This is a genomic window from Mangrovibacter phragmitis, assembly GCF_001655675.1.
Classification (GTDB): Bacteria; Pseudomonadota; Gammaproteobacteria; order Enterobacterales; family Enterobacteriaceae; genus Mangrovibacter; species Mangrovibacter phragmitis.
Genome location: NZ_LYRP01000006.1, coordinates 55,629 through 80,595 on the forward strand (window position 1 = coordinate 55,629; position 24,967 = coordinate 80,595).

At 54.2% G+C, this 24,967-nt stretch carries 24 protein-coding genes; 19 read left to right on the plus strand and 5 right to left on the minus strand.

Translation table 11 applies throughout. The features are described from left to right. Positions 1 to 46 precede the first annotated feature (46 nt). The 4 genes from A9B99_RS08540 to A9B99_RS08555 form a co-directional block, all read right to left on the minus strand. Positions 47 to 1,084, minus strand: a complete 1,038-nt coding sequence (locus A9B99_RS08540; protein WP_064596620.1) for a DUF6708 domain-containing protein — start codon at positions 1,082 to 1,084, stop codon at positions 47 to 49. 46 nt (positions 1,085 to 1,130) lie between these two features. Continuing rightward, positions 1,131 to 2,168, minus strand: a complete 1,038-nt coding sequence (locus A9B99_RS08545; protein WP_064596622.1) for a DUF6708 domain-containing protein — start codon at positions 2,166 to 2,168, stop codon at positions 1,131 to 1,133. 2 nt (positions 2,169 to 2,170) lie between these two features. Beyond that, the gene (locus A9B99_RS08550) at positions 2,171 to 4,771 is read right to left on the minus strand and encodes a T6SS effector BTH_I2691 family protein (protein WP_064596624.1); all 2,601 of its coding nucleotides are present in this window, start codon (positions 4,769 to 4,771) and stop codon (positions 2,171 to 2,173) included. A gap of 444 nt (positions 4,772 to 5,215) precedes the next feature. Next, positions 5,216 to 5,425: a YdgH/BhsA/McbA-like domain containing protein gene (locus tag A9B99_RS08555; protein WP_036103375.1), complete on the minus strand. Its 210-nt coding sequence runs from the start codon at positions 5,423 to 5,425 to the stop codon at positions 5,216 to 5,218. Between the two features lie 324 nt (positions 5,426 to 5,749). Between A9B99_RS08555 and phnF the strand changes: the two genes are divergently transcribed. From phnF to A9B99_RS08650, 19 genes are all read left to right on the plus strand, one after another. After that, positions 5,750 to 6,466, plus strand: coding sequence for a phosphonate metabolism transcriptional regulator PhnF (gene phnF, locus A9B99_RS08560; protein ID WP_064596626.1), 717 nt, complete (start codon positions 5,750 to 5,752; stop codon positions 6,464 to 6,466). Then, on the plus strand, positions 6,467 to 6,916 hold the full coding sequence (gene phnG, locus A9B99_RS08565; RefSeq protein ID WP_036103369.1) for a phosphonate C-P lyase system protein PhnG: 450 nt from the start codon (positions 6,467 to 6,469) through the stop codon (positions 6,914 to 6,916). Then, positions 6,913 to 7,491 (plus strand): phosphonate C-P lyase system protein PhnH, encoded by a 579-nt coding sequence (gene phnH, locus A9B99_RS08570; protein ID WP_064596628.1) that lies wholly within the window; start codon positions 6,913 to 6,915, stop codon positions 7,489 to 7,491. The genes phnG and phnH overlap by 4 nt, the downstream gene beginning before the upstream one ends. Next, a complete protein-coding gene (locus tag A9B99_RS08575) occupies positions 7,491 to 8,564 on the plus strand; it encodes a carbon-phosphorus lyase complex subunit (RefSeq protein WP_064596630.1) in 1,074 nt (357 codons plus the stop codon). The genes phnH and A9B99_RS08575 overlap by 1 nt, the downstream gene beginning before the upstream one ends. Then, entirely contained in the window at positions 8,557 to 9,405 is an 849-nt protein-coding gene (locus A9B99_RS08580; protein ID WP_064596632.1) for an alpha-D-ribose 1-methylphosphonate 5-phosphate C-P-lyase PhnJ, read from the plus strand. Before A9B99_RS08575 ends, A9B99_RS08580 begins: the two co-directional genes overlap by 8 nt. Further along, positions 9,398 to 10,159 (plus strand): phosphonate C-P lyase system protein PhnK, encoded by a 762-nt coding sequence (gene phnK, locus A9B99_RS08585; RefSeq protein WP_036103559.1) that lies wholly within the window; start codon positions 9,398 to 9,400, stop codon positions 10,157 to 10,159. The genes A9B99_RS08580 and phnK overlap by 8 nt, the downstream gene beginning before the upstream one ends. Before the next feature lie 6 nt (positions 10,160 to 10,165). Continuing rightward, positions 10,166 to 10,867: a phosphonate C-P lyase system protein PhnL gene (gene phnL, locus A9B99_RS08590; protein ID WP_064596634.1), complete on the plus strand. Its 702-nt coding sequence runs from the start codon at positions 10,166 to 10,168 to the stop codon at positions 10,865 to 10,867. Further along, positions 10,864 to 12,000, plus strand: a complete 1,137-nt coding sequence (phnM, locus tag A9B99_RS08595; RefSeq protein WP_064596636.1) for an alpha-D-ribose 1-methylphosphonate 5-triphosphate diphosphatase — start codon at positions 10,864 to 10,866, stop codon at positions 11,998 to 12,000. Before phnL ends, phnM begins: the two co-directional genes overlap by 4 nt. Next, entirely contained in the window at positions 12,000 to 12,554 is a 555-nt protein-coding gene (gene phnN, locus A9B99_RS08600; RefSeq protein WP_064596638.1) for a ribose 1,5-bisphosphokinase, read from the plus strand. Before phnM ends, phnN begins: the two co-directional genes overlap by 1 nt. After that, entirely contained in the window at positions 12,536 to 13,294 is a 759-nt protein-coding gene (phnP, locus tag A9B99_RS08605; RefSeq protein ID WP_064596640.1) for a phosphonate metabolism protein PhnP, read from the plus strand. Before phnN ends, phnP begins: the two co-directional genes overlap by 19 nt. Before the next feature lie 109 nt (positions 13,295 to 13,403). Then, positions 13,404 to 14,240 (plus strand): phosphonate ABC transporter ATP-binding protein, encoded by an 837-nt coding sequence (phnC, locus tag A9B99_RS08610; RefSeq protein ID WP_156519023.1) that lies wholly within the window; start codon positions 13,404 to 13,406, stop codon positions 14,238 to 14,240. A gap of 57 nt (positions 14,241 to 14,297) precedes the next feature. Beyond that, positions 14,298 to 15,227 (plus strand): phosphonate ABC transporter substrate-binding protein, encoded by a 930-nt coding sequence (phnD, locus tag A9B99_RS08615; RefSeq protein ID WP_074388783.1) that lies wholly within the window; start codon positions 14,298 to 14,300, stop codon positions 15,225 to 15,227. 60 nt (positions 15,228 to 15,287) lie between these two features. Next, positions 15,288 to 16,157 (plus strand): phosphonate ABC transporter, permease protein PhnE, encoded by an 870-nt coding sequence (gene phnE / locus A9B99_RS08620; protein WP_064596644.1) that lies wholly within the window; start codon positions 15,288 to 15,290, stop codon positions 16,155 to 16,157. Further along, complete coding sequence (phnE, locus tag A9B99_RS08625; protein WP_064596646.1) at positions 16,154 to 17,035, plus strand: phosphonate ABC transporter, permease protein PhnE; 882 nt, start codon at positions 16,154 to 16,156, stop codon at positions 17,033 to 17,035. Before phnE (A9B99_RS08620) ends, phnE (A9B99_RS08625) begins: the two co-directional genes overlap by 4 nt. A 222-nt stretch (positions 17,036 to 17,257) precedes the next feature. Continuing rightward, positions 17,258 to 17,683, plus strand: coding sequence for a hypothetical protein (locus tag A9B99_RS08630; protein ID WP_064596648.1), 426 nt, complete (start codon positions 17,258 to 17,260; stop codon positions 17,681 to 17,683). 66 nt (positions 17,684 to 17,749) lie between these two features. Beyond that, positions 17,750 to 18,139 carry a copper-binding protein gene (locus A9B99_RS08635; RefSeq protein ID WP_082917848.1) on the plus strand — a complete coding sequence of 130 codons (390 nt, stop codon included), beginning with the start codon at positions 17,750 to 17,752 and terminating at the stop codon, positions 18,137 to 18,139. 13 nt (positions 18,140 to 18,152) lie between these two features. Beyond that, positions 18,153 to 19,400: a TolC family protein gene (locus tag A9B99_RS08640; RefSeq protein WP_064596650.1), complete on the plus strand. Its 1,248-nt coding sequence runs from the start codon at positions 18,153 to 18,155 to the stop codon at positions 19,398 to 19,400. Continuing rightward, entirely contained in the window at positions 19,397 to 20,923 is a 1,527-nt protein-coding gene (locus A9B99_RS08645) for an efflux RND transporter periplasmic adaptor subunit (protein WP_064596652.1), read from the plus strand. Before A9B99_RS08640 ends, A9B99_RS08645 begins: the two co-directional genes overlap by 4 nt. Next, complete coding sequence (locus A9B99_RS08650; protein ID WP_064596654.1) at positions 20,920 to 24,036, plus strand: efflux RND transporter permease subunit; 3,117 nt, start codon at positions 20,920 to 20,922, stop codon at positions 24,034 to 24,036. The genes A9B99_RS08645 and A9B99_RS08650 overlap by 4 nt, the downstream gene beginning before the upstream one ends. Before the next feature lie 192 nt (positions 24,037 to 24,228). Here A9B99_RS08650 and A9B99_RS08655 read toward each other — a convergent pair whose 3' ends face one another. Continuing rightward, positions 24,229 to 24,957, minus strand: coding sequence for a proteasome-type protease (locus A9B99_RS08655; RefSeq protein ID WP_064596655.1), 729 nt, complete (start codon positions 24,955 to 24,957; stop codon positions 24,229 to 24,231). Positions 24,958 to 24,967 lie beyond the last annotated feature (10 nt).

A 24,967-nucleotide genomic window follows, 5' to 3' on the forward strand; every position in this document is an offset into this window, starting at 1 on the left:
CTTCAGTCATCCTTTGGGGTAATGGCGGGCAGGTTGCGCTGCATTGTTATATGTGGTGCCCGTAACGCTTTGCCAGCACGGCATGAATTTTATTCGTGGCGGCATCCATGCGGTCATATCTTTCCTGCCAGACATCACGGGGTTCATTGGCAAACACCAGCCGCCACATTTTTTCCGGGTTATTGGCGGCACTGATACTGACCGGGTCTGCGGGGTCTGGCCGGCAGGCGTCCAGTACCTCCCGGGGCCAGCGGGGGATTTTACCGGTTACGCAGGTGATATAACGCCAGACTGATGCTTCCAGACTTAATGGTAGTGTCAGCGGGAGAAGCAGCCACTCCAGCCGGGATCCCATATACAGTAAATTCTGCCAGCAGAAGATAAATCCTTCTTTGCGGTCTTCTGCTGGCGGGCAAAACATAATCAGCTCGGCCAGTTCCGGCACCACATCCTCTTCCATATAACAGCGGATAAACTCCCAGTATTCCAGCGTGGTGGATTTATCGGTACAGACGCCCAGGCTGAAGGTTTCCAGTACCGTTTCGCCATCGCTATCCAGAATATGGCCGCGAATGGACCAGTCATTGAGTATCCCGGGTTCTTTATCCTGAGTGAAATAGATATCCTGCCAGGGAACGGTTAATACGCTGCCATTGGTCCGGAAAACATACACCATCTTACTTTTACGGTTAAAACGGATGGGGTAGTGTGTCCATTTAAACCACTGCTTCAGTAAAAAATAACCGCTGAGAAAATAAAAAAAAGACATGACCAATGAACTAATAACAATGTCGATAATCTTATCTTTTGTTTCTTTTTCGGACACAAAAAAACAATGGTATAAAACATAAAGATGTATGGAAACCAACATAAAAAATAACAGGGCGAAAAGCCCTGTGTCGCCCCCTCCTTTATGAAATTTATCCACCGTTTCCAGGTAAGTGGAATTAATACGAATAACCGACTGCTCGTTATTAAAAAAACGGACTTTGGCTGGCCTGCCCTGGTGCAGCCGGTGGTGTTTTTCTGAACGGTTCAGCGGGCGGTTAACCTTGTAAGGCTGGTACAATCCGTATACAGACATCTTCAGTCATCCTTTGGGGTAATGGTGGGCAGGTTGTGCTGCATTGTTATATGTGGTGCCCGTAACGCTTTGCCAGCACGGCATGAATTTTATTCGTGGCGGCATCCATGCGGTCATATTTTTCCTGCCAGGCATCATGGGACTCATTGGCAAACACCAGCCGCCACATTTTTTCCGGGTTATTGGCGGCACTGATACTGACCGGGTCTGCGGGGTCTGGCCGGCAGGCGTCCAGTACCTCCCGGGGCCAGCGGGGGATTTTACCGGTTACGCAGGTGATATAACGCCAGACTGATGCTTCCAGACTTAATGGTAGTGTCAGCGGGAGAAGCAGCCACTCCAGCCGGGATCCCATATACAGTAAATTCTGTAAGCAGAAGATAAATCCTTCTTTGCGGTCCTCTGCTGGCGGGCAAAACATAATCAGCTCGGCCAGCTCCGGTACCACATCCTCTTCCATATAACAGCGGATAAACTCCCAGTATTCCAGCGTGGTGGATTTATCGGTACAGACGCCCAGGCTGAAGGTTTCCAGGACTGTTTCGCCATCGCTATCCAGAATATGGCCGCGAATGGACCAGTCATTGAGTATCCCGGGTTCTTTATCCTGGGTGAAATAGATATCCTGCCAGGGAACGGTTAATATGCTGCCATTGGTCCGGAAAACATACACCATCTTATTTTTTCGGTTAAAGCGGATGGGGTAGTGTGTCCATTTAAACCACTGCTTCAGTAAAAAATAACCGCTGAAAAAATAAAATGGGGATGTGACCACAGAGAGGATAACAATATCAATAATGGTACCCTTTATTCCCTTGGTAGGCAGGAAAAAGGAATGGTATAAAAAATAAATATAGATAGAGACCAACATAAAAAATAACAGGGCGAAAAACCCAGTGTCGATCCCTCCTTTATGAAATTTATCCACCGTTTCCAGGTAAGTGGAATTAATGCGGATAACCGACTGCTCGTTATTAAAAAAACGGACTTTGGCTGGCCTGCCCTGGTGCAGCCGGTGGCGTTTTTCTGAACGGTTCAGCGGGCGGTTAACCTTATAAGGCTGGTACAATCCGTATACAGACATCTTCAGTCATCCTTTGGGGTAATGGCGGCAGTAAAGGCCTCGGCTTCCATAGTGTGAGTAGGGTAAATTTCTGGCAGGCGATACAGCCCCTTCTCCGCTTTACGCCAGAGGCAGGATTTCAGCCAGTCTTGAATAGCATTATCACCTTTTAATGCCATATAGATGGCTGAACTAAAAATAAACAGTACCGCCCAGGCAATACCCAGTGGCCCCAGAACCAGCCCAAACAGGGCACCAGATAACATTATTCCGCCACCGACCGCTGAAATAAAGCTGGCTGCCATTAACCCATATTCTCCCTTCTTCATATAATCGACTCCATTAAAAAAGTCCCAGCCAACAGCCACTAGTGCGGCCCTGGAGCAATACTTCACGCCTTGTTTTAGTGCAAACATGGTTTTTTTTAAAAATTCCTTACCCAGCTTACGGCGCACGATAGCTTTCAGCCTCAGGGCTTTTAAGTCGTTCAGTGCCCGCTCCACCAGTTCAAGTAAAGTGCCTGTGGCACCCACCACATTGGCAGCAAAACGGCTGCCTTTTTCCCAACTGAGTAGTTCTTTATCTCTTGCGGCGCTTTTCAGTGCGGCACCCTGGAAAATCACGGAAACCATACAGCCCCAAAAGGGCAGTGCACCGGCTGTGAGGCTGGCAATGCGGTTAATATTTGAGCCTTTCAGGAGTGCGATTTTGTTGCGGTAAGACAGAGGGAAAGCCGCAGAGGTAATATCATAGGAGGAGTGAAGCACCCGGTTTGCCTGGTGAATACGCTCGTTCTTTGGCAGTGCCGCCAATTGCCTGGCTTCTTCCCGGCCAATCAGCACGGTAAAACGGCGTTCCTGAGCTTTATCCATGGGAATGCCGCTCTGTTCCATACTGTGTAATACCTGGTCGAGGTAGGGGCGTAATTTAGATGTTGGCACCCGGAAGTTAATATCTGTCATTTCAGCAATTTGCCGCAATGTTGCTTCAAGAAAATGTTTACGTGTGCTCTTCAGGGTCATGGTTTTTAACCCATGACCACTCCCTGCGACCATGGCGACCACCGCCAGTACGGTTTGACTCCCGGCAACTCTGTCAATAAGGCGGATAACACCACTACTGATAGTATTAAGGTAGTGTTCCATTTTCAGCGAGAAAGCTTTGCTGTGCTCTTCGGTCGCATTCTTAATGCCGTCGATTAAAGAGACCCAGGGTAATTCATTTACATCTAACGTTTTACGGGTTGCTTCCTGTATCAGCTCTGCAACCTGGTCATTATTAAAGACCAGTGCCTGCAGAATATAATTCTCACCGCTAAAGGATTCGGCCACCAGTTTGCTGTACAACCATTGTGAAACAGGAACCTGATCCTGCATGCCTTCCAGACAATCCGTTACGCTTTGCACATAACAAAGCCCACTTTGCACATTTGCCGTATCAAAATTATGTGAAAAGTAGTGGGTAAGTTCTGAACTGTTTAATAAGGCGAGATACATGGTTGTCATCGGCGCGACAACATTTTCGTTATAAGCGGCCACGGCGATACCAAGCTCATCTAAAAAGGCTTTTTCTTTATCCCGGTCGATATACTTTTCATAGTCGGCCCAGCGTAGCTTTACCCGCTGGTCTAAGCGGCGCTCGAAGGTTGCTGCGTTATTGCGCTTAGCTACTTCTGCTGCCTGTTCTGGGTTATCAGGTGGTAAAGGTACACCAGCAATAACCCGGGTACCCACAGCCTGTGCCATTTGTTCCTGAGTTTGGTCTTCAGACAGCAGTTCACGCCGGAACTGCGCTGTCATGGACTGTTCCAGCCCAGCCAGTGCTGAAGAGAGGGCAATTCCACGAGCGTAGTGTGGGTCTTCGGCAAAGCGTGTCTTCAGGCGCCAGGTCAGTAGATGGCTGAGTTCGCGGGTTGTTGCAATAGGGTCTGAAAGGACAACTATCGCCCCTTTGCCTTCGTAAAGCCTGTTGGCGGCCTGTAGCAGGTGCTCGCCGTGCAGGGCATGAAATTTTACAAAAGGGGCCGGGGACCAGGACTTATGGGTACACCCACGCGCTCTCGCACTGTATTCCGCCACAGTTGAGGTAAGTTGAGTGATGGGAAGCGCCTGTTTTTCTGTGCCGCTGTTTATCCATGCATCCATATCAAAACGTTGCATAGACCGGCTGCGGTATTCAGGGTCTTCATGTTGCTTACGTATCGTATCCGTCCACTCCACTTCAGACCAGCCAAACCAGAAGACCCCATTTTTCATACCAAGAGGCCGAACGGGTAATGTAACCAGTGAAGCCGTGGCAAGCTCTCCAGGTTCGGTAATACAGGGCTTTCTTCGCCCGTCCACAATATCCAGAGGGGGAAAGTTGGTGTCTCGTAATGGGTAATAGTAACCATCGCTGGTGACATAGTAATTTATCCAGCAAGACCTGAGTTCAGACCAAATATTAAGAAAGCCTTCCCGCAGCAACCGTGCGGTATAAGTGGTTTCCCCCTTTGCCGGTACAGACACTGTTATCTCTGGTGATAACGGCGGCAATATATCGCTCTGTTCCATCAGTGCCGGACGTACCGGCAAAATGGGCAGGCCGTAGCGAATACAAAAGTGACATCCTTGTTTTACGCTCATTTTTAATCATTCCATTTTTAAAGAGTGAACGAACAGCTTTTATGCGTTTCTGTAGTGACAGGACTGATACGGGTATCTTGCTACCTATTAAGGCTATGTTGTGCGCAACCGGTATTTATATCGCCATAGCCTGGTATTATTTCCCTGTGTCTGCGCCAGACGGCTCAACGCAAGGAATGCAGAATAACTGACTGATTTATTGAATATTCTGAAAAAATTAAAAATGTGATAATGCCGGAGAAAATAGCCGCATGCAGAAGAGGGAACGTAGGGAGTTCATGGCAATCAAGTCAGTATGAGATAGGGTTGCTCTCGTGCCTGGGAAATAGTGCAGAGGGTATCCCGTTTACTGTTTGGGCTCGCTAAAAATAAAAAACCACCCAATTTTTATTGGGTGGTTCGATCTGTGGGCGACTGCTTAAGCAGCAACCTCGTGCAATCCACTTATTTGGTCAGTTCAGCGGTCATATGCACGCCGTTATGCACATTGGCTTCTGTGATGTGGTAAGACGCGCCAGCCTGTTTTGCCTGAGCCGCGATTTGTGCTTCAGCGCCATCCAGAGTAGAGGCTGTAGCAGTAACGCTCTGAGCGAAAGCACCGAAAGACATAACAGAAAGAGCGGCAACTGCAACGAAAGTTTTGATAGATTTCATGGTCGTTTTCCTTAAATGGTTTTGTTCGTATGGGCTGTATTGCCCTGATGTGAACAATGATAGGCCTGCCATTTAGTGATTAAAATCAAAACAATTTGCGGATCTCTTTCAAAAAATATGAACTATATATTTGCGGTACAGAACCGCAGTAACAAGCTACATCTCCTGGCGTAACCCATCCCCCGGCTGTTCCAAATTCACCCACCCGCCATGAATTGTTCACACCGCTGTCATCTTCAGGCTTCAGGGTATTCCTGTCGTCAGAACCAGGTGGGCAGATGTTTCACCTGTGTGGAATCACTCATACCTAATGAGGTGTTGCTTATGCTGGAGTTATCCAGACATCCGACCACGGTCTACCAGGCCATAGCGGCACAACTGGAACAGGAACTTAACCACCAGTACCGTACTGGTGATTACCTGCCTTCTGAGCAGCAACTGGCGGCACGTTTTTCGGTACACCGCCATACCCTGCGACGGGCTGTGGATGAACTGGTCAATAAAGGGCTGGTTCAGCGCCGCCAGGGCGTGGGCATTCTGGTACTGAAACGCCCCTACGATTATCCCCTTCATGCACAGTCCCGTTTTACCCAGAACTTACTTGAACAGGGGAGTGACCCCACCAGTGAGCGCTTACTGGCTGTGTTGCGCCCGGCAAGCCTTGATGTGGCGGCTGCACTGGGTATTGAAGAAGGCGTTCAGGTGGTGCACCTGCGCACCTTGCGGCGTGTGAACGATGTCCCGTTATGCGTGATTAACCATTACCTGCGCGACCTGAACTGGTGGCCGGTACTGCAGCAATTTACTCAGGGCTCTTTACACCGCTTTTTGCATGAGCGCCTGGGGCAGTCACTGGTGCGCCACCAAACCCGTATCGGCACCCGTCGCGCTCAGGCCAAAGAGTGCAAACTCCTGCAACTCCCGCTACAGGCGCCGCTGCTTTATGTACGCACCCTGAACAAAAACACGGCGGGCGACAACGTGGAGTACTCCATCAGCCTGACCCGTGGCGACATGATTGAACTGACTCTGGAGCACTGAATGGAGAAGCAAACCGAACGCCAGCACTGGATGTCGGTGCTGGCGCACAGCCAGGACGATGAACTGGCGCGCTACTGGAAACCCCTGAATTTATCCCCTGAATGGACTGCGCTGCGGGAACCTGAGTGTGGCATGGCTCGTGTCCAGGCTCGTGCGGGTGATACCGGGCAGCGTTTTGTGGTGGGCGATGTCACCATCACTCGCGCCGCCATACGCCTTGCCGAAGGCCTGTGCGGGTTCAGCTATGTCATGGGCCGCCGTAAAGCACATGCGGAACGCTGTGCGGTACTGGATGCCTTACTGCAGCACCCGGCATTTTACAAACTGATTCTGGAACAGGTCATCACCCCGCTGGCCGCGAACCGGGCAGAGCGCCAGCAACAGCGCGCCCGGGAAATCGCAGGCAGCAAAGTTGACTTTTTCACCCTGGTTCGCGGAGAGAACCCATGACATTACTGGCAAGTTTCAACCGGCCTGTGGCCGATGCGCAATATGCATTTCGCCGTTTACTGAAAGCAATGAGTGAGCCGGGTGTGATTGTCACCCTGCCGCTGGAACAGGGCTGGAGTGGTCTTTCCCCAGCTGCAACAGCCGTGTTGTTAACACTGGCTGATGGTGATACGCCGGTCTGGATTGACCCGGCCTTACACAACGACACCGTGGCAGAAAACCTGCGCTTTCATACCGGAGCACCACAAACAGCAGACCCTGTCAGTGCCTTATTTGCCCTGGTTGACGCCCGGCAGGACCCGGCCCTGCACCGCTTTTCACCCGGCCAGGCAGACGCCCCTGAAACCAGCACTACGGTGATTCTGGAAGTACCGGGCTTAAATGGCGGCCTGAATATGCGCCTGTGGGGGCCGGGCATCAGCGAAATGCGCGCCATTGCACCGCAACTCCCCCAGGCGGCAACAGATTTCCTGCGCCACCATGCTGATACCTTCCCGGAAGGTTGTGACCTGATCCTCACCTGCGGCAACCAACTACTGGCTCTGCCGCGCACCACCCATGTGGAGGTGTGCTGATGTATGTGGCCGTGAAAGGTGGCGAAAAGGCCATTGAGCACGCACACCGCCTGCAGGCGGCTTTACGGCGTGGCAAGCAGGAAGTGGCAGAACTGCACTGTGAGCAAATCAACCAACAACTTGGCCTGGCGGTAGACCGGGTCATGACGGAAGGCGGGTTGTATGACCCGGAACTGGCGGCACTGGCAATCAAACAGGCCAGTGGCGACCTGGTCGAAGCCATTTTCCTGCTGCGAGCTTACCGCACCACGTTGCCTCGCCTTGCCGACAGCCAGCCGCTCAGCTTGCAGTCTATGCGCTGTGAACGGCGTATTTCAGCTATTTATAAAGACATTCCGGGGGGCCAGGTGCTCGGGCCAACCTATGACTACACCCACCGTCTGCTTGATTTTATGTTACTGGCCGATGGGGAAGTACCAGATGTGCCTCCCGGAGACCAGCCCTTACCGGAAGCTGTCCCCACGGTGTTCAGCCTGCTTGAGCAGGAGCAGCTCGCAGTACCAGAACCGGAAAACGAGACACCTGCGCAGGATATTACCCGTGAACCACCGGAATACCCGGCCTCCCGCAGTGCGCGGTTACAACAGCTGGCGCGTGGCGATGAAGGTTTCTTACTGGCGCTCGGTTATTCCACTCAGCGCGGTTACGGGCGTAACCACCCGTTTGTTGGCGAGATCCGCAGTGGTTATGTGGATGTGGAAATTGTGCCGGAAGAACTGGGGTTCGCTGTCAGTATCGGCGAAATGGTGCTGACAGCCTGCGAAATGGTGAATGGCTTTACCGACCAGGTGGATCCCCCTGCGTTTACCCGGGGATTTGGCCTGGTTTTCGGCCGGGGTGAACGCAAAGCCATGGCGATGGCGCTGATGGACCGTGCGCTACAGGCTCCCGAATGGCAGGAAACCATTGATGGCCCGGCACAGGACGAAGAGTTTGTGCTGGCCCATGCAGATAATGTGGAAGCCGCCGGTTTTGTCTCGCACCTGAAATTACCCCATTACGTTGATTTCCAGGCAGAACTGGCCTTGTTACACCAGGTTCGCGCCACCCGGGAGGCAAAGAAAAATGCATGATTTAACCGGCTATAACCCTGGCTACCTGGACGAACAAACCAAGCGCACCATCCGCCGCGCCATCCTCAAAGCGGTTGCTATCCCTGGCTACCAGGTGCCTTTTGCCGGGCGAGAAATGCCAATGCCCTATGGCTGGGGAACCGGCGGTATCCAGATAACTGCCAGTATTATTGGTGATGACGATACCCTGAAGGTGATTGACCAGGGGGCCGATGACACCACCAATGCGGTGTCCATCCGGCACTTTTTCCAGAAGGTAAGTGGCGCGGCGACTACCGAACGAACTGCTGACGCCAGCCTGATTCAGACACGCCACCGCATTCCGGAAACCCCACTGCGCGAAGACCAGATCCTGGTCTACCAGGTGCCAGTACCGGAACCGCTGCGTTTTATTGAGCCCAGGGAAACGGAAACCCGGCAGATGCATGCGCTGGAAGAATACGGTGTGATGCAGGTAAAACTGTACGAAGATATTGCCCGCTATGGCCATATCGCTACCGCCTATGCCTACCCGGTAAAGGTTAATCAGCGCTACCTGATGGACCCGTCGCCCATTCCCAAATTCGATAACCCCAAAATGCACATGATGCCCGCATTGCAACTGTTTGGCGCAGGCCGGGAAAAGCGTATTTACGCGCTGCCGCCTTATTGCCAGGTGGAAAGCCTCGATTTTGACGACCACCCCTTTGATATCCAGCACTGGGATCAGCCTTGTGCACTGTGTGGTTCGCGTGACAGTTACCTTGATGAAGTGGTGATGGACGACAGCGGCACCCGTTTATTTGTTTGCTCCGATACCGACTATTGCCGCCAGCAGCAGGAAAAACAACATGATGCCTGAAGAACAGCCACTGCTTAGTGTCAGCAATCTGACCCACCTGTATGCCCCCGGAAAAGGGTTTGAAAATGTCTCGTTTGATCTCTTCCCAGGGGAAGTTCTGGGGATTGTTGGGGAATCCGGTTCCGGAAAAACCACCTTACTGAAATCGCTCTCGGCCCGCCTGGTGCCGCAACAGGGCGCAATTCATTACCGCGAGCAGAATCTGTATCAACTCAGCGAAGCCGCGCGCCGGCGCTTATTACGCACCGAGTGGGGCGTTGTGCACCAGCACCCGCTCGACGGGCTGCGCCCACGCATTTCCGCAGGCGGCAACATCGGCGAACGCCTGATGGCCGCAGGTGCACGCCATTATGGTGATATTCGTGCAGAAGCCAGCCACTGGTTGCAGGATGTGGAAATTGACCCGTCCCGGCTCGATGACCTGCCCGTAACGTTCTCCGGTGGCATGCAACAACGCCTGCAAATTGCCTGCAACCTGGTCACTCGCCCGGCCCTGGTGTTTATGGATGAGCCAACGGGAGGTCTGGATGTTTCGGTACAGGCCCGGTTGCTGGATTTGTTACGTAACCTCGTGCGGGATCTCAACCTGGCGGTGGTGATTGTCACCCATGATTTGGGCGTGGCGCGTTTGCTGGCCCACCGCTTGTTAGTGATGAAACAAGGCCAGGTGGTGGAAAGCGGCCTGACTGACCGGGTACTGGACGACCCCCATCACCCGTATACCCAACTGCTGGTCTCCTCCATTCTCGGGTAACTCAACATGACAATGCTAAATGTAGAAGGGCTGTGCAAAACTTTTGTGCTGCACAACCAGCAAGGGGCACGGTTGCCAGTTCTTAACCAGGTTTCACTGCAGGTGAACGCCGGGGAGTGTGTGGTATTACACGGCCACTCGGGCAGCGGTAAATCCACACTACTGCGCACGCTTTATGGCAACTATTTACCCGATTCGGGCAGTATCAACGTAAATCACCATGGTGAACAGATTGATTTGGTGACTGCCAGCGCCCGGCAAATTTTGGCATTGCGGCGCGATACGCTGGGCTGGGTGAGCCAGTTTCTGCGTGTGATCCCGCGCATCAGTGCATTGGAAGTGGTGATGCAGCCTTTGCTGGAACGGGGCGAAGCGCGTGATGTGTGCGAAGACAAAGCCCGCGAATTACTCGCCCGCCTCAACGTACCACAACGTTTATGGTCACTGGCACCTGCCACGTTTTCCGGCGGCGAGCAGCAACGTGTGAATATCGCCCGCGGGTTTATCGCCCGGTCGCCAGTATTACTGCTGGATGAACCCACCGCATCGCTGGATAACAAAAACTGTGCGGCGGTTGTGGCATTGATTGAAGAAGCCCGCAGCCGTGGTGCGGCGATTGTCGGCATTTTCCATGACCGCGAAGTCAGAGAACGGGTGGCAAACCGCCTGCATATTATGAACCCCCTGGTGGCGGAGACAGAAGCATGATTATCAACAATGTGCGTATGGTACTGGAGCAGGAAGTGGTTTCCGGTTCACTGGAAGTGCGTGACGGGGTGATTAGCAGTTACAGCGAAACACCCAGCCAGTTGCCACAGGCGCTGGATGGTGAACAGGACTGGTTACTGCCGGGGCTGGTTGAACTGCATACCGACAACCTGGATAAATTTTTCACCCCGCGCCCGGGTGTGGACTGGCCGGCCCATTCCGCCATGAGCAGCCACGATGCGTTGATGGTTGCCAGCGGCATTACCACCGTGCTGGATGCCATTGGTGTGGGTGATGTACGCGATGGCGGCCACCGCCTGGATAACCTGGAAAAAATGATTGGCGCCATTCAGGAAAGCCGCAGACAGAATGCCAACCGGGCCGATCACCTGCTGCATTTACGCTGCGAGCTGCCTTACCACGCCACGCTGCCGTTGTTTGAACAACTGATGAACACCGATATCCTGCGTGTGGTGTCACTGATGGACCATTCTCCCGGTCAGCGCCAGTATGCTTCGCTGGAGAAATTTCGTGAATATTACCAGGGCAAATACCAACTGACAGACAGCGAAATGGCAGTGTATGAAAGCGAACAGGTTGCTCTGGCGGCACGCTGGTCGCGCCCCAACCGTGAAGCGATTGCCGCATTATGCCGTGAGCGCGGCCTGGCACTGGCCAGCCACGATGACGCCACGGCGGCGCATGTGGATGAATCCTGTGAGATGGGCAGCGTAATAGCGGAGTTTCCCACCACGTATGAGGCCGCGCAGCATTCCCGGGACAAAGGCCTGCGTATCTTGATGGGCGCACCGAACATTGTGCGCGGTGGTTCGCATTCAGGGAATGTGGCGGCACACTGCCTGGCAACCAGTGGTTTACTGGATATTCTGTCATCAGATTACTACCCGGCAAGCCTGCTGGATGCCGCGTTTCGCCTGGCGAAAGACGAGCGTAATTCACTGAAGCTCCCGGCAACCATCGCAATGGTGACGGCAAACCCGGCGCGGGCGATTGGCCTGGCTGACCGTGGGCGTATTGCTGAAGGGCTGCGGGCAGACCTGGTGCTGGCGCATACCCACCACGGGCATGCACAGGTGCGCCATGTCTGGTCGCAAGGGCGACAGGTTTACTGATGGCACGGTTAATCTGGCTGACAGGGCCTTCTGGTTCAGGGAAAGACAGCCTGCTGGATGCCTTGCGCGCACAGCCGCCTGCCGGGCTGGTGATTGCCCACCGCTACATTACTCGCCCGGCTTCTGCAGGCGGGGAAAACCATGTGGCGCTGACCACCACCGAATTCCGTCGCCGCTTACAGGCAGGGTTGTTTGCACTGCACTGGCAGGCCCATGGCTGTGAGTATGGGCTGGGCATAGAAATGGATTTGTGGTTGCAACGGGGGCTTAATGTGCTGGTAAACGGCTCCCGCCAGCATTGCGCTACCGCCCGGGAGCGCTATGGCGACCAGCTGTTTCCTGTCGTGCTCCAGGTCTCTTCCGATGTGCTGGCACAGCGCCTGCGTCAGCGCGGGCGTGAAGACGAAGCGGCTATCGCCCTTCGTCTGCAACGCAGCGTTAGCGCTCCTGAACCCAATGCTGTTTGCCTGAAAAACGATGGCGCGCTGGCAGACACCCTGGCGGCGTTTAACCAGTTGCTGGAGAACCATGCATTATGCAACTCACCTTTTTAGGCACCGGTGGCGCGCAACAAGTGCCGGTCTTTGGTTGTAGCTGCCTTGCATGCCAGCGTGCCCGGCAGGATAACCGCTATGCCCGTGGCCCTTGCAGCGCGCTGCTCCAGTCCGGTGATGAAACAATACTGATTGATGCCGGGCAGTGCCACCTTGAACAGCGCTTTGCGCCAGGGGAGCTGAGCCGGATTATGCTCACCCATTATCACATGGACCATGTCCAGGGGTTATTCCCGCTGCGCTGGGGGATGGGGGAACTGATCCCGGTGTTTGGCCCGCCGGATTCACAAGGTTGCGATGATTTATTCAAACACCCCGGAATCCTGGATTTTCAGGCCCCTTTCACGCCTTTTGAACCCGTTCAGTGGTCGGGTATGACCGTCACGCCAGTACCTTTGCAGCATTCAAAAATCACCTTTGGCTATGTTTTCAGGAAAAACGGTGCCTCCGGTAATACGCTGGCCTGGCTGTGCGACACTTGTGGGCTACCTCCCCAGACCCTGGCATTTTTGCAAAACACACCGCTGGAACACCTGGTGCTGGATTGCAGCCACCCACCAGGTGATACACCACCGCGCAACCATAACGACATCAATCAGGCACTGGCTATCCACCATGTGCTGCAACCGCGGCACACCTGGCTTACTCATATCAGCCACACGCTGGATAACTGGTTGCAGGAAAACCGCCTGCCAGAATCGGTTTCCCCCGCCAGGGATGGCATAACCCTGGCCTTATAACCACTCACTCAGGGTTGTTCACCGTTTAATCACTTTATTGTCATTAAACGTTCATCTGTGCTCGCCTTAATAGGGGCATCTTAACCAACAGATGGCAATGACAATGAACATGGCGCAGGCACTTTTAAAATCCACTTTAGCAGCCCCGGAACCGCAACTTCAGCCGGTTGCACAACAGACAGTGCTGAGTGTGCAGGATCTGTGTAAATCCTGGAATGGTCAGCACAATGTTCTGGATGGTATCAGTTTTGATCTCCATGCCGGTGAGCTGGTGGGCGTGATTGGCCGCTCGGGGGCAGGGAAATCCACACTGTTACATGTGCTCAATGGCACTCACACCGCCACATCCGGGCATATCCTGAGTCTGGAAGACGACGATGATGAGCGGGATATCACTGAACTGCATGGCCGGGCGTTACGCCAGTGGCGCAGTGAATGCGGCATGATCTTCCAGGACTTTTGCCTGGTACCGCGCCTGGATGTATTAACCAACGTGCTGTTGGGGCGCCTCAGCCAGACCAGCACGCTGAAATCCCTGTTTAAAATTTTCCCGGACAGCGACCGCGCTCGGGCCATTGAGTTACTGGAATGGATGGGCTTACTGCCCCATGCTTTGCAGCGCGCGGAAAACCTGTCCGGCGGCCAGATGCAGCGCGTGGCAATTTGCCGCGCCTTAATGCAGAACCCGCGTATTTTGCTGGCGGATGAACCTGTTGCCTCCCTCGACCCGAAAAATACCCAGCGCATTATGGATGCCCTGAAGCAGGTCAGCCAGCGTGGAATCAGTGTCATGGTCAACCTGCACTCAGTGGAACTGGTGCAAAGCTATTGCTCGCGCGTGATTGGCATTGCCAGTGGGCGCGTGGTGTATGACGGGCACCCGGCAAGTTTAACAGAAGACACCCTGCAACAACTCTATGGCGATGAAATCAGCCAACTTCACTAACGCACCCTTACCAACAAGACTCACAGGCAAATGATAATGAAAAGGCAGAAAAACCTTATGAAACACTCCTTTCGTTCACTGGCACTGATGGCAGGCGTATTCATGGCCGGTAACGCGATGGCGTCGGATGCGCCAAAAGAATTGAATCTGGGAATTTTGGGTGGGCAAAATGCCACACAACAAATTGGCGATAACCAGTGCGTAAAAACGTTCTTTGATAAAGAACTGCATGTAGACACCAAACTGCGTAATTCGTCTGACTACTCTGGTGTTATTCAGGGCTTACTGGGCGGCAAAGTGGATATGGTCCTGAGTATGTCACCGTCGTCTTACGCATCGGTCTATATCAACAACCCGAAAGCGGTGGATATTGTGGGTATTCTGGTGGATGACAAAGATCAATCCCGGGGTTACCACTCCGTGGTCATCGTCAAAGCCAACAGCCCGTATAAAAAACTGGAAGATCTGAAAGGGCAGGCGTTCGGTTTTGCCGATCCGGATTCCACCTCGGGCTACCTGATCCCGAACCATGCGTTCAAAAAAGAGTTCGGTGGCAACACCGACAACAAATATAACAACTTCTTCTCCAGTGTGACCTTCTCTGGTGGCCATGAACAGGACATTCTGGGCGTGCTGAACGGCCAGTTTGCCGGTGCCGTCACCTGGACTTCACTGGTGGGCGACTACAACACCGGTTATACCGCTGGCGCCTTTGGCCGCCTGATTCGTATGGATCACCCGGATCTGATGAAACAGATCCGCATCATCTGGAAATCGCCGTTGATCCCCAATGGCCCGATCCTGGTGAGCAACAGCCTGCCGGCCGATTTCAAAGCCAAAGTGGTTGCAACTATTAAGAAACTGGATAAAGAAGACCATGCCTGCTTCGCTAAAGCCGTGGGTGGTGAACAGCATATTGGCCCGGCAACTGTTGCCGATTACCAGCAAATCATTGATATGAAACGTGAGCTGGTCACAGCCCGTTAAGTTATTTGGTACTGGCGCCCGGTAATATCACCGGGCGTTGTTTTATCTCAGGTAGCGCACATGACGTCGAACACCGAGTTTGAACAGTATTACCAGCAAGTTAAACGCCAGCAAAAGCGCGATACCTTGCTTTGGTCGCTGGTTTTATTGGGGCTTTACCTGGCTGCGGGCAATGCAGCGGAATTCAGCCTCACTACGCTCTGGCAGGCACTGCCACACTTCTTTGATTACCTGTTTGAAACCCTGCCAATACTGCACTGGAACCAGTTGTTTGCCGACGGGCATACCAAGGGCTCGTTATTGTACTGGGGCTACCGCTTGCATATTCAGTTACCGCTGATTTGGGAAACCCTGCAACTGGCACTGGCGTCTACCCTGGTGGCCGTTGCGCTGGCGGTGGTGCTGGCCTTTATGGCGGCAGGCAATACCTGGACACACCCGGCATTACGCTATGGCGTGCGCTCGCTGGTGGCATTTTTGCGCACCATGCCAGAACTGGCCTGGGCGGTGATGTTTGTGATGGCATTCGGTATTGGGGCGATACCCGGCTTTCTGGCGCTGGCACTGCATACCGTGGGCAGTCTGACCAAACTGTTCTATGAAGCCATTGAAAACAGCTCTTCGCGCCCGGTGCGCGGGCTGGCTGCCTGCGGTGCCAGCCGCCTGCAACGCATGCGTTTCGCGCTGTGGCCGCAGGTGAAGCCGCTGTTTTTATCTTACAGCTTTATGCGCATGGAAATTAACTTCCGATCTTCCACTATTCTGGGGCTGGTTGGCGCGGGCGGTATCGGTCAGGAGCTGATGACTAACATCAAACTCGACCGTTATGACCAGGTGAGCATCACGTTGCTGCTGATTATCCTGGTGGTGTCATTACTGGATTTGTGCTCGGGCAGGTTGCGCCGCTGGGTGCTGGAGGGGAAGGTATGAGTGTGTGGCAAACGGAACCGGATATCGCCCAGTACCGCGATTCTCACCCTGAATTATTTCGGGCACAACGGCGCTATTTGCGTGGTGTCGCTATTCTGGTGCTGGCGGTAGTGGCCTATTACGTCTGGTTTTTCCTGCAGTTTGGCATTACTGCCGAACAGTTCACCCGGGGTATTGGTCAGTTGGGGCGTTACTTTGCCCGCATGTTTGTCTGGCATGATTTTGCTTCCTGGCCTTTTGGGTATTATCTGGGGCAAATTGGCATCACGCTGGCGATTGTGTTTGCCGGTACTCTGACGGCAACATTCATTGCGTTGCCTTTGTCTTTCTTCGCTGCCCGTAACGTGATGCAGGGCCGGGTTAATGGCGTAGTTGCCCTGTTGATGCGCCGCCTGTTTGATGTGCTGCGTGGTGTGGACATGGCGATTTGGGGGCTGATTTTCGTGCGTGCCGTAGGGCTTGGGCCGCTGGCCGGTGTACTGGCAATCGTGATGCAGGACACGGGGCTGTTAGGGCGTTTATACGCAGAAGGCCATGAGGCGGTAGAGCGTTCGCCAGGGCGTGGGCTGAGTGCCGTCGGTGCCGGGAGTGTGCAGAAGCACCGCTTCGGTATTTTCACGCAGTCTTTCCCTGCGTTCCTGGCGCTGAGCCTGTACCAGATAGAGTCCAATACGCGTTCAGCGGCGGTTCTGGGTTTTGTGGGTGCCGGTGGGGTGGGGCTGGTGTATGCCGAAAACATGCGCCTGTGGAACTGGGATGTGGTGATGTTTATCACCCTGATTCTGGTTGCGGTGGTCATGGCGATGGATGTGGCATCAACCTGGTTACGCCAGCGTTATATCACCGGTAAAACGGTACCCCTGTTTGAAGCCCGTTAATTAGTTTAAATCCCAGCAAATTTTTAAAGCCCGGCAATTTTTTAAACATCGTTATTCAGTGCCTGTGCCGCTGTTCCGGCGCAGGCACCAGAACGGCGCCCGGTTGTTGGTACTGTGTTACTTTTGTTTACTTTACGTTAAATCAACAGGTTGTGTGCATATTGCGCTTTGAGCCATGAAAAAAGTGTGTGTAGAATAACCCACTCACTAAAGGAATTGCTCATGCCCCAACGTTTGTTCCTCTCTCTGGCGCGTTACCTGAAACACGGGTTTATCACCCCAGTGCTGTTTCTGGCTGCCTGCTGGCTGGTGAGCAACCCAACGTTAGCTCAGGCGAGCGAATCCACCTCTGGCACACCTCTCTCTGCACCCGTTACCACGCATTACAGCCATGACAGCCACAATATGGTCATGCTGCACACTATGGCGATGCGTACTGCGGTAGACCATATTCTGTGTGAGAAAGATTGCCACCCGGATTATGGCAAGTTGCAGCACCACAAACTGCAACCTGAACCTGTTGCCATGGAATCCGGGCTGTTGCTGGTAGAACGCTGGGAGCGTGACTGCGTGCAACCAATGGCCTGGCATGTCCCGCCCAGCACCGGCCCACCCGCCGAAATCCGTTTTTGCCGTTTCAGAGAATAGATCTACCCGTTTTTCACCAGTCTGGTGGCCTTTTGGCCGTTTGTGAAAATTTGGGAGATTTCTCTAATGAAACTGTTATCTGTCCGTTCTGCTGCGCTGCGCGGCACCCTGTTAGTTACCGCTTTATCCACCGCAACACTGTTGCTTACCGCCCCCACTGCCGCTTTGGCAGAATCCACGCACGACAGGCAAGGCATGCAGGATATGCCAGGTATGAACACGCCTGCTACACAACCTGCAGAGGTTATTACCGCCACCGGTGTCGTGAAAAACTGGGGAGCAGAAAAAGTCTCGATTGCTCACCAGGCTATTCCACAACTTAACTGGCCTCCTATGACCATGCAGTTTTCCTTGCAGGGTTACCAGGGGCAGGCTTTTGCCCCCGGCCAGCGCATCACCTTTGCGTTTAAACAGGTGACAACGGGTTATCAACTGGTTTCCGCCAGCACGAACTAACACCGGAGTCACAATGAAAAAACCATGGAAAATGGCGGCCTGCGGGCTGCCTGCCCTGCTGTGGCTGTCTGCCGCGCAGGCAACCACTCTGGAAGCATCGCTGCAGGCGGCACAATCCTGGTCAGCAGGGCTGTCGGCCAATGCTCATCAGGTAAATGCGCTGGAAAATATGGCGGTTTCAGCGGGCCAGTTACCAGATCCAAAACTACTGGTAGGGATTGATAACGTGCCGGTGCAGGGCAATAACAGCCGCCGCCTTACCCGCGAAGGCATGACGATGGAGAAAATAGGCATCAGCCAGACCTGGGTAAGCGGTACTAAACGCCAGCGTAAAGTGGACACCCTGCTGGCGCAGGCGCGTGAAGTTGAAGCAGGCAAAGGAGTGATACTCGCACAGTTACAACGCGATACCGCCCAGGCCTGGCTCACACTGGCGATTGCCAGGAAAACCCTGGCGGCCATTGATGAACAACTGGCGGAAACCCAACGCCAGGTGGCCGTACAAAAAGCCTCCGTTGCCAGTGGCAGCGCACAACCAGACAGTACCGTGGATATCAGCCTGGCGGTGAATGAGATGCTGAATTTGCAGGACAATGCCCGCCGGGATGTTGAGGTTGCCCGGGCGCGCCTGATGCAACTGACTGGTGAAGAGATAACGCAAACCAGTGGTCCTTTCCCGCGCATTGAGCGTTTGCCTGCCACAGCCGCAGTATTGCTGGAAGGTGTGCAACAGCACCCGGAAATCATCCAGGCGGCACGCGCTGCTGATGTCGCAAAAGCGCGTTCACAGCAATCCGCAGTCGCCGGGCAACCGGATGTCGGTGTGCAAGTCTATTACGGGCATCGTGGTGACGGCATGGATGACCTGGCGGGGATACAACTGTCGGTGGATTTGCCGCTGTTTCAGGGCAAACGGCAGGATAAAGACTATTCAGCGGATCTCTCCCGTGCCATGGAGGCAAAAGACCAGTTGACGTTACTGGTGCGTGAACACAAGGCGCAACTGAATGCGTTGATTGCGCAGTACCAGTCTGCACAGGCAATTTACCAGCGCCAGCGCGACACGGTATTGCCATTATTGCAGGCCAAATACCGGCTGACAGAAGCGCAGTATCGTGCCGGAAACAGCACGCTGGCTGCATTGTTAGCGGCAAGGCGCGCACAACTTAACGGCAACATCACCCTCAGTAATAACCAGCAAGCCATGGCAACAGCCTGGGCTGCCATCCGCTACCTCACCGTGCAGGACTCACCACAATGAAACCGCAATTACGTCGTATTAGCCTGATGGCGCTTTGTGCCGTTATTTTTGCCACAGCCGGCTGGTTTGCCGGTAAACACAGTAGCGGGGAAACAACTAAAACAACCCGCCAGCCCGCCACCGCCAGTGCTGAGCGCAAAGTGTTGTACTGGTATGACCCAATGACGCCTGGCACCCGGTTTGATAAACCCGGTAAATCGCCGTTTATGGATATGGACCTGGTACCACGCTACGCCGATGAAGAAGGGCAACCGGACGGCGTGCGGGTCAGTGCCCGGCAACAACAGAACCTCGGTGTACGTACTGCCGACGTCACAAAACGGGTTATGGAAGCCCGCCTCGACGGGTATGGCACTGTGGCCGTGAACGAGCGCACCCGGGTAACGGTGCCCGCCCTCGCCAGCGGCCTGGTGGAAAAACTGTATGTGAATGCGCCGCAGCAATTTGTGCGTAAAGGTGAAGCCCTGGCACAGTTGTGGATCCCGCAATGGGCAGCGGCACAGCAGGAGTACCTGGCTGTCAGAGCGCTGGGCGACGCAGCATTAAACCATGCGGCGCGTGAACGCCTTGCTCTGCTATTTATGCCAGAAGAGATAATCCGCCAGGTGGAACGTACCGGTAAGCCACAAACCCGGGTAACGGTGCGTGCTTCTCAGGCGGGTTATATTAACCAGTTAGAAGTGCGTGAAGGCGCGCAAGTCTCGGCCACTCAGGCATTGTTTGATGTCGCGGCGCTGAACACCGTCTGGGCTGTGCTGGATTACCCGCAAAACCAGGCTGCACAAGTTCATACCGGTAGCGAAGTAACCGCCACCACTCAGGCCTGGCCGGGCAAAGTATTCCAGGGCAAGGTCACCGAGGTATTACCCAACCTGGATGCCGATACCCGCACCCTGAAAGCGCGCGTCACACTTGATAACCCCGACCAGCAACTGCGCCCCGGCATGTACCTGCACATGGCGTTAACCCCGGCGACTCAACAGGCTCCTGTACTGGCGATCCCGGAAGAAGCGTTGATCACCACCGGCAGCCAAAACCGGGTCTTGCTGGCTGAAAAAGACGGCTATTTCTCACCGCAGGCAGTCACGCTGGGTGAGCATGCTCAGGGCTTTGTCGAAGTGAAATCGGGGCTTAAAGAGGGCCAGCGCATTGTGGTTTCCGGGCAATTCCTGATTGATTCAGAAGCCAGCCTGCGTAGCGCGTTACCAGAAATGGCAGACAACAATAAACCTGGCCATGCAGCCACACAAACAGCAGCAACGGATAAAGCCAGTGCGCCAGCCGCGATTTCCGCGAATGGCGAGGTGGTGGCGCTGGCCGATGGCGCAGTCACGATTTCCCACGCAGCGATTCCTGCCCTGAAATGGCCACCCATGACTATGGATTTTTCGGCAACTCCCCAACAACAGCAAAGGCTGAAAATTGGCGACCATGTGATGTTCTCATTCACCATGACCGAAGATGGCGCACGCCTTGAATCTATCATGAACATGCCCGCCGACGGGCATAAGGCACAACGATGATTGCCGCAATAATTCGCTGGTCTTTACGTAACCGCCTGTTGGTTTTGCTGGCGGCGGTAATGGTGGCGGCGTGGGGCGTGTGGGCGGTAAAAAATGCGCCGCTCGATGCGCTGCCAGATTTGTCAGACACCCAGGTCATTGTGCGGGTCAGTTACCCTGGCAAAGCGCCACAAATTGTTGAAGACCAGGTGACTTACCCACTGACCACCACCATGCTATCGGTGCCCGGGGCCAAAACCGTGCGTGGGTATTCCATGTTTGGCGATGCCTACGTGTATATCCTGTTTGATGACGGCACAGACCCATACTGGGCGCGCTCCCGTGTGCTGGAGTATTTAAGCCAGGTGCAGTCGAGCCTGCCGCCGGAAGCCCGTGCCTCGCTTGGGCCGGATGCCACTGGTGTGGGTTGGGTATATGAATATGTACTGGCCGACAAAACCGGTAAACACAGCCTGGGGGATTTACGCGCCATTCAGGACTGGATCCTGAAATATGAACTGAAAACAGTCCCCAATGTTTCGGAAGTTGCCAGCGTGGGCGGGATGGTCAAGCAGTACCAGATTGTGCTGAACCCGGACCGCATGCGGGCACTGAATGTTACCCATCAGCAAGTAGCGGACGCGGTGAAAAGTGCCAACCAGGAAGGGAGTGGCGCAGTGGTCGAAATGGGCGAGGCCGAATATATGGTGCGCACCTCCGGCTACCTGAAAAACCTGCAAGACTTTGCGCATGTGGTGATTACCAGCCGTAACGGCGTGCCGGTCATGCTGTCTGATGTGGCAACAATTCGGCGCGGCCCGGAATTGCGGCGCAGTGTGGCAGAGCTTAATGGCGAAGGCGAGGTAACCGGCGGCATTATCATTATGCGCTCGGGTAAAAACGCCCTTGCCACCATTGATGCCGTGAAAACCCGGCTTGCCGAAGTCAAACGCAGTTTGCCAGCAGGTGTTGAAATCATCCCGGTTTATGACCGCTCGTTACTGATTAAGCACTCCGTTGAAACCCTGACTCACAAACTGATTGAAGAGTTTATTGTGGTGGCGCTGGTCTGCGCGCTGTTCCTGTTTCACTTCCGTTCGGCGCTGGTGGCGATGATTAGTTTGCCACTGGGTATCCTGGGGGCGTTTATCGTCATGCATTACCAGGGCGTCAGCGCCAATATTATGTCGCTGGGTGGGATAGCTATTGCCATTGGTGCCATGGTGGATGCGGCCATCGTCATGATAGAAAACATGCACAAAGGGCTGGAACGATGGCGCCATGAGCATCCGGGGCAAACGCCACAAGGTAATGATTACTGGCATGTTGCCGGGCAGAGCGCGGCGGAAGTGGGCCCGGCACTGTTTTGCAGCCTGCTGATTATTACGTTGTCTTTTATTCCGGTGTTCACGCTGGAAGCCCAGGAAGGGAAAATGTTTTCCCCGCTGGCCTTCACCAAAACCTGGTCTATGGCGGTGGCCGCCGGGTTGGGGATAACCCTGGTTCCGGTGCTGATGGGCTATTTTATTCGCGGGAAAATTCCCGATGAGCAGGCCAACCCGGTTAACCGTATGCTGATTCGGGGTTATGAGCCACTGCTGGCCTGGGTGCTGGCGCGGCCAAAAACCACACTGGCACTGGCGGGGGTATTGTTAGTGGCGACACTGTGGCCGTTATCTCGCCTGGGCAGTGAATTTATGCCCGCGCTGGACGAAGGCGACTTGCTGTATATGCCTTCGACACTGCCGGGGATTTCGGCTCAGGAGGCCGGGCGTCTGCTGCAACTGACGGACCGGATGATTAAAACCGTACCTGAAGTGGAGACGGTGTTCGGCAAAGTGGGGCGGGCGGATACCGCAACTGACCCGGCACCGTTAACCATGCTGGAGACCACCATTCACTTTAAGCCCAAAGATCAGTGGCGGCCGGGCATGACCATGAAAAAGCTGATTAATGAGCTGGATAAAACGGTGCAGGTACCGGGTATCGCGAATGTTTGGGTTCCGCCGATTCGCAACCGGCTGGATATGCTCTCTACCGGGATCAAGAGCCCGGTCGGCATCAAGGTGAATGGCGATAACCTGGCGCAACTGGAGCAGGTCGCTGAACAGATTGAACGTGTGGTGAAAACAGTACCCGGCGTGACATCGGCACTGGCAGAACGCCTGGATGGCGGGCGTTATATCAATATTGATATCGACCGTGCCGCCGCTGCCCGCTATGGTGTTTCAGTGCGGGAGTTGCAGTCGGTGGTATCGAGCCTGGTGGGTGGGGAAAATATTGGTGAAACCCTGGAAGGGCGTGAACGTTACCCCATCAGCATTCGCTACCCGCGGGAGATGCGTGATTCAGTGCAGAAAATCCGTGAGTTGCCGGTTGTCACCGCATCAGGCGCACAGGTTGCGCTGTCGCAACTGGCTTCAGTTTCAGTGAGTGAAGGCCCGGCCATGCTGAAAAGTGAAAATGCCCGTTTATCTGACTGGGTGTATGTGGATATTCGCGGCCGGGATTTGCGCTCAGCTGTACTGGCGATGCAGCAGGCGGTTAACCAGCAAGTTCAGTTGCCGCAAGGTGTGTCGTTAACCTGGTCCGGGCAGTTTGAGTATATGTCCCGTGCGGCGGCGAAACTGAAAGTGGTATTGCCGGTGACGCTGGTGATTATTTTTGTTCTGCTGTACCTGACATTCCAGCAAGTTAAAGATGCACTGTTAATTATGGGAACACTGCCATTTTCCCTGATTGGCGGGGTATGGCTGCTGTATTTACTGGGATACAACCTGTCGGTGGCTACGGCGGTGGGCTTTATTGCGCTGGCCGGGGTGGCGGCAGAGTTCGGGGTGATTATGGTGCTCTACCTGAACCATGCCATACAGCACCAGCGTAAAGCAGGGCCGCTGACACGCCACCAGTTACTGGCGGGGATCCATGAAGGCGCGGTATTACGTGTCCGCCCCAAAGTGATGACCGTCGCCACGATAATGGCAGGTTTGCTGCCCATCATGTGGGGTGGCGGTACGGGCTCTGAAGTGATGCAGCGCATTGCCGCGCCTATGATTGGCGGTATGATCACCGCACCGTTATTGTCGATGCTGGTGATCCCGGCGGTGTATTTGCTCTCGCACCGTAAAGGTTGAGGTTTCAGCGCGCCAGGGAAGGCGCGGCAGATTGATGAAAAAGAAGGAAAAGCATGATTTTTCCTTCTTTTTAGTTAGCGGGCGAAAATCAATGAATTGATTTTCCTGGTTTTTTATTGGGTCACATCCGCTGGCACTGTGCTGGCATGAGGTTTGTCATCAGCCTCGCGCGCCTTTGAAGGCGCGGCTTACTTAAAGTGCAAATGGCGGTAACTGGCGGAAGGTGTTTTGCAACCCTTCCGACCAGGCTTTGCGTATAGTGGAAAACCAGGGATCATCCTCGGTGATACGCCGTTGCCCACTGGCATCAAAACTATTGGCACGGTAAAGCATGACATCCAGCGGCATGCCCACCGAAAGGTTACTGCGCAGCGTAGAATCTATCGACACCAGCGCACAGCACATTGCCTGTTCCAGCGGTGTATCCTGGCGCAGCACCCGGTCAATAATCGGTTTGCCGTACTTGCTTTCGCCAATCTGGAAATAAGGTGTGTCCTGGGTCGCTTCAATAAAATTACCTTCCGGGTAGATATGAAACAGGCGATGGGGTTCGCCGTGGATCTGCCCGCCTAACAACAAGTTACAGCCAAAATTAACTGTGCTGCCGTTTTGCTGTGCACGGCTGTCGCGCTGGACCACTTCCTGCAATGTTTGCCCAACCAATGTGGCGGCATCATACATGGAATGCGCCTGCATCAGGTTGGGCTCCTGCTCTGCCTGAATCCGCGCAGACAACAGGCTGATAACGCTCTGTGTGGTTGCCAGATTACCGGCAGACTGCAACACCAGCACCCGGTCAGCATGCCGGCTGAACACATGTAATTTTTTAAACGTTGCAATATGGTCTACTCCCGCATTGGTGCGGGAGTCAGAAGCGAATACCAGCCCGTCAGACAGGCACATGGCCACACAGTAGGTCATGGAATACTCT